The sequence below is a fragment of the Hyalangium sp. genome (assembly GCF_035629615.1).
Lineage (GTDB): Bacteria > Myxococcota > Myxococcia > Myxococcales > Myxococcaceae > Hyalangium.
Window position 1 is genome coordinate 1 of sequence record NZ_DASPHO010000496.1, and the last position, 4,715, is coordinate 4,715.

Genomic DNA, 4,715 nt, shown 5'->3' on the forward strand with positions numbered 1-4,715 from the left:
GGCGGACTCGCTGGGCGCGCGCAACACGGGGGAGCTCGTCCTCTCCATCGCTCGGGCCGCGGTGGACCACGTCGTGCTGGTAAAGGACCCGGCCATCCTCGAGGCGCAGCGCACGCTCTGGCGCGACTGGCGCATCGCCTCCGAGCCAGGGGGAGCGACAGCACTCGCCGCGCTGCTCTCCGGGGCCTACCGGCCCAAGCCGGGCGAGCACGTGGGAGTGCTCCTCTGTGGAGCCAACGTGGACCTGGGCAAGCTCGCACAGCTCCTCTGAGGAAGCCCTCACTCAGGCCGCGGTGCGAAGATCCTTGAGCCGCAGGGACACGCGGCGCTGGCCGCGGAAGGTGTCCACGCCCACCTGGAAGGCGAGATCCACCGGGCCCTCCACGAGCGAGAGCCGGTCCGCCATGCCGAAGCCGATGGCATCCACCTGGGGCGCGTCCACCAGCGCCAGCTTGAGGTGGGCCGAGCCATAGCCCGTCTTCGGCGTCAGCACGCGGGGGCGAGCCACTTGACGGCGCAGCACGAGCACCGGCTCCGGGTTGCCCATGCCGAAGGGCCCCAGCTTCTGCAGGGCCTCCACCGCGCGCTCGTCCAGCTCGCTCGGCGTCACCACCGCATCCACCTTGCAGCGGGGGATGAGATCCTCGGGCGTGAGGCGCTCGAAGGCGACGCGCTCGAAGGCCTCGCGGAAGGCGGGCAGCCGGTCCGCGTCAATGGTGAGCCCAGCCGCATACTTGTGCCCGCCGAAGCGCGTCAGCAGATCCGAGCAGCCGCTGATCGCATCGAACAGGTGGAAGGCCTCGATGCTGCGCGCAGAGCCCTTCCCTACCCCGTCATTCACGCCGACCATGATGGTGGGCCGGTGGAAGCGCTCCACCACACGAGAGGCGACGATGCCGATGACGCCCGGGTGCCAGCCCTCGGCGTAGAGCACGAAGCCGCGCGAGTCCTTGCGCGTCTCGGCCTGCTTGAGCGCCTCGGTGAGGATGGTGCTCTCGATGCCCTGGCGCTCGGAGTTGGCGCGATCGAGCACCTGGGCCAGCCGCCGTGCCTCCTCGAGCGAGTCCGAGGTGAGCATCTGCAGCCCGAGCGACGCGTCATGCAGCCGGCCGGCAGCGTTGATGCGGGGGCCCAGGCGGAAGCCCACCTGCCCGGCCGTCACGGGAGCATCCGCCTCCATGCCGGCCGCTTCCTTGAGCGCCCGGACGCCAGGCCTGCGAGCGGCAGTGAGCTCCTGGAGTCCATGGGCCACGAGGATGCGGTTGACGCCGGTGAGGGGCACCACGTCCGCCACGGTGGCCAGGGCGGCCAGGTCCATGAGGGCGCGGAGGTTGGGCTCCTTGCGAGTGGCGAAGAAGCCCTCGTCCCGCAGGCGCTTGCGCAGGCCCATGCAGAGGTTGAAGGCGACGCCGGCGGCGCACAGCGTCTTGGTGGGGTACTCGCAGCCGGGCTGGTGCGGGTTGAGCACGGCCACGGCGGGAGGCAACGTGGCGGGTACGGTGTGGTGGTCGACGATCACCACATCCACGCCCAGATCCCGGGCGCGAGAGATCTCGGCGGTGGCCGAGATGCCGCAGTCCAGGGTGACAAGAACCTGGGTGCCCTCGGCGGCCAGCTTCTCCACGGCCTGGATGTTGAGCCCGTAGCCCTCGCCCAACCTGTGAGGGATGTAGGTACCGGGGTGGCCACCCAACTCGCGGAGGAAGATCGTCAGCAGCGAGGTGGAGCACACTCCGTCGACGTCATAGTCCCCATAGAGGGTGATCTTCTCTCCCTGATGGAGTGCGCGGGTGAGGCGCTCGACGGCTGCGGCCATGCCTTTCATACGGAAGGGATCGGGCAGGTCGGAGAGTTTGTCAGAGAGGAAGGCTGCCGCCGCCTCAGGAGTGCGGTAGCCGCGGTGCAGGAGGATGCGAGCAGGCAGCGGATGCAGGCCCAGCTCCCCGGCGAGGGTCGCTGCTTGTTGATCGACCGTCTCGGGTAACACCCACCGCACCGCGAGGCTCCTTCCCGGGTAGGGACGACATTCCCGGGACCAACATCCGTGAACAGGCGTGACAGTACCTCAATGGTCTGACCAGGAAAGCCCCACCTGAGGAATGACATTTCCCTTCCTGAACATGAGTTCAGGCAAGCGCTCGTCTGTCCCCTTGGGTGGGGGAGCGCGGCAAGGAACGGGTGCGCAGGTTGAGTGCGCACCACGTGACTAAGGAGGCAAGCATGAAGCGAGGAGGGCTGCGGCTGATGGCGCTCGTGTTGGGGCTGGGCGTGGCGGGGACGGCGCTGGCACAAGACGAGGGGCCGAAGGGCAAGGTGAAGGTGTTCCTGAAGGGAGGCGTGAGCGACTACACGGGCGACGTGGGTACGGACATCGATACGGGTCCGGCCTGGGGCTTGACGGTCAACATCCAGCCACTGCGGATGATCGGCTTCGAGCTCGGCTATGAGGGCTCGAGGAACGGCGTCTCGAACGATCTGCTGCCGGACGCGACGCTGACGCGCAACGGCGCCACCGGCCTGGTGAAGATTGCGCCACCCTTCATCGACGTGGTGAAGCCCTTCGTGGGAGCCGGACTGGGGGCCTCGTACATCTCGGCGAGCGGCGGTGGGGGGCTCTACGACTCGGATCTGGTGGAGGAGGTGCCGGTAGCGGCGGGCATCGAGTTCAACACGGGCAACCTCACCGCGGGCGTGCGCGCCACCTACCGGCTCCTGGTGGACGAGAGCTTCGCGGCGGATGCATCGCCGGGCAATCCGCAGGGCGGCCTCTTCGACGCCTCGCTCACCCTCGGCGGCCGCTTCTAGCGGCGGCCCATGGATGACCACCCCGACGGGTTCGAATCCCGTCGGGGACACTGCAAGCTGAGGCCGGAAGCTGCTGATTCGCCAGTGGTCTCCGGCCTAGTGTTTTCACGTCTCCAGAATGTCTCCACGCCGGAGACTCACCCGCCCAGGGCCTGCCCCCGTTACGGGCTGGCGTGTTCGCCTCATCGAGGCCCCCACCCCGACGGGAAGCACGCCGAGGTGGTACGCATCCTCAAGTGGCTCTCCGCGTAACCCCGGCTCCCTTCATACCGCACTGGGTCATGCCCCAGTGGTCCGTATCACCTATGACGGGCAGGTCTTCGACGTCGAATGAGCATGACGGGCTCGGCAACCCCTCCTGAGCATGAGACGGATGAGGGTGCTCTCAGCCGCCCGCCGGCTTCCAACCCGGTTGGGTGTCGAAGGTCGGAAGGGATGTGTCCATCACATCCCAATGTCGTCGTGTACGTGCGAAGATGGCAACTTGCGGCGTGAGCAAGTCTGGCGTGTCGAGAGTACCCAGCGAAACAGTCATGAACCCTGGCATGCCTGAATTCTTGCCAAACAATGGGCTGCCGCACTTGTCGCAAAACAAACGTGTGACAGTGTTTCCACCCTCGCTCATCAGAGAAAATGTCGCGGGATCTCCGGAGAGGCTGACACCGTCTTCGGCGAACATCGCACCGGTTGTATGACCCGCCCCACTCAGCCTCTGACAATCCAAACAATGACAGTGCGCGACAACAATAGGCTCACCCTCGATACTGTAGGAACACGCTCCACACAAACATCTACCAGCTAACATGCTCGGACTCCCACCTAGACCTGACAGACTCCGCAAGAACCGCCCTTCCCCGCCAAATCCCGCCGGTTCTAGTAACATCACTCCCTCCACGAACAAGAGCCCCTGGAGTCCTGCTGCCTCCTCGACCGCCGGAACCGAGCTCTACCGGGGTCTCATCCGAGGCGGCGCGCGGCCGAGGCGAGCCCCTCTCGTCCGCTCGCGCTCTTCATCCTCGCGCTGGTGGGCAGACGGGTTCAACAGCACCCTATCACCTACACACTGACGGACCTTGCCGGAAACGTCACCCGCGTCACCCGCACGGGTAGGTGCTCGCCTCGGGGAGGTGGTCCCACTCCAGGTAGAGCCAGTCCGAGCTGTAGTGGGCCTGGCTCACCCACGAATGGGACGCCATGGTTGTTGTCGATGGGCACCACGGTACTGCCTCTACCGGAGCGAGCCCCCGGCCGGCTCCCAGTCGAACCTCTCGTGGTTCACGTTCACGGGCAACGCCGGGACGCAGCCCACCCTGCTCAGCCAGGGCAACCAGAGCGAGGAGACCCCCGCCCTCGCCTCGTACAACGGCGCGCTCTGCTGCGTCCATCGCGGGGGGCATGACCAGAGCCTCTGGTGGACGAATTTCAATGGCTCCAACTGGGAGGCGGATACCCGACGGACCGCGGACATGTCCGCGCTCGCATAAGCCGGAGCGGCGGCAGCGAGCCGTTCGAACGTGGGCACGGCGGGGCTCGGCGATGCGGCCACGCAAGGCGGCGGGGGGGGCCTGGCACCTGCTCCTTCGCTGGAAGCCCCGCCCGCGAGCGCGGGCTACTCGACCAGCGCCGGCAGCACGCGAACCTCGCTGGGAGGCGATCCCGATGTACAACCTCACGCCCGAGCGCCTCCACTTCCGCGGCAGCGATCTGGACGCGTTCACCCGGCTTGTCGGCACGGATGTGGGCGACGAGGTGCGTGTGCGGCAGTGGTACTAAGTCATCGGGGCTAAGTCTTTTCAGGGGTAGTATCGCCGCTGCCCGCTGGGATAGGGAGGGGCGGCGCGATGATCCGGACCAAGCGGAGTCTGAAGCTGACGCCGACGGAGCGGAAGAGGCTCCTGCGTACCCTGCGG

Annotated in this window: 5 protein-coding genes; 3 read left to right on the forward strand and 2 right to left on the reverse strand. The window is 67.1% G+C overall.

Annotated features, from left to right (window positions below; translation table 11 throughout):
• The coding region (locus VD972_RS25385) for a pyridoxal-phosphate dependent enzyme (protein WP_324991251.1) at positions 1–271 on the forward strand (271 nt) is incomplete at its 5' end.
• A gap of 12 nt (positions 272–283) precedes the next feature.
• Here the strand turns inward: VD972_RS25385 and recJ are convergent.
• Entirely contained in the window at positions 284–1,996 is a 1,713-nt protein-coding gene (gene recJ / locus VD972_RS25390) for a single-stranded-DNA-specific exonuclease RecJ (RefSeq protein ID WP_324991253.1), read from the reverse strand.
• Between the two features lie 224 nt (positions 1,997–2,220).
• On the opposite strand from recJ, the gene VD972_RS25395 reads away from it, so the two are divergent.
• The gene (locus tag VD972_RS25395; protein WP_324991255.1) at positions 2,221–2,805 is read left to right on the forward strand and encodes an outer membrane beta-barrel protein; all 585 of its coding nucleotides are present in this window, start codon (positions 2,221–2,223) and stop codon (positions 2,803–2,805) included.
• Between the two features lie 385 nt (positions 2,806–3,190).
• Here VD972_RS25395 and VD972_RS25400 read toward each other — a convergent pair whose 3' ends face one another.
• Complete coding sequence (locus tag VD972_RS25400; RefSeq protein ID WP_324991257.1) at positions 3,191–3,688, reverse strand: GFA family protein; 498 nt, start codon at positions 3,686–3,688, stop codon at positions 3,191–3,193.
• A 301-nt stretch (positions 3,689–3,989) separates the two neighbouring features.
• Here VD972_RS25400 and VD972_RS25405 point away from each other — a divergent pair, with 301 nt between their 5' ends.
• Positions 3,990–4,289, forward strand: coding sequence for a hypothetical protein (locus tag VD972_RS25405; RefSeq protein WP_324991259.1), 300 nt, complete (start codon positions 3,990–3,992; stop codon positions 4,287–4,289).
• Positions 4,290–4,715: the final 426 nt, after the last annotated feature.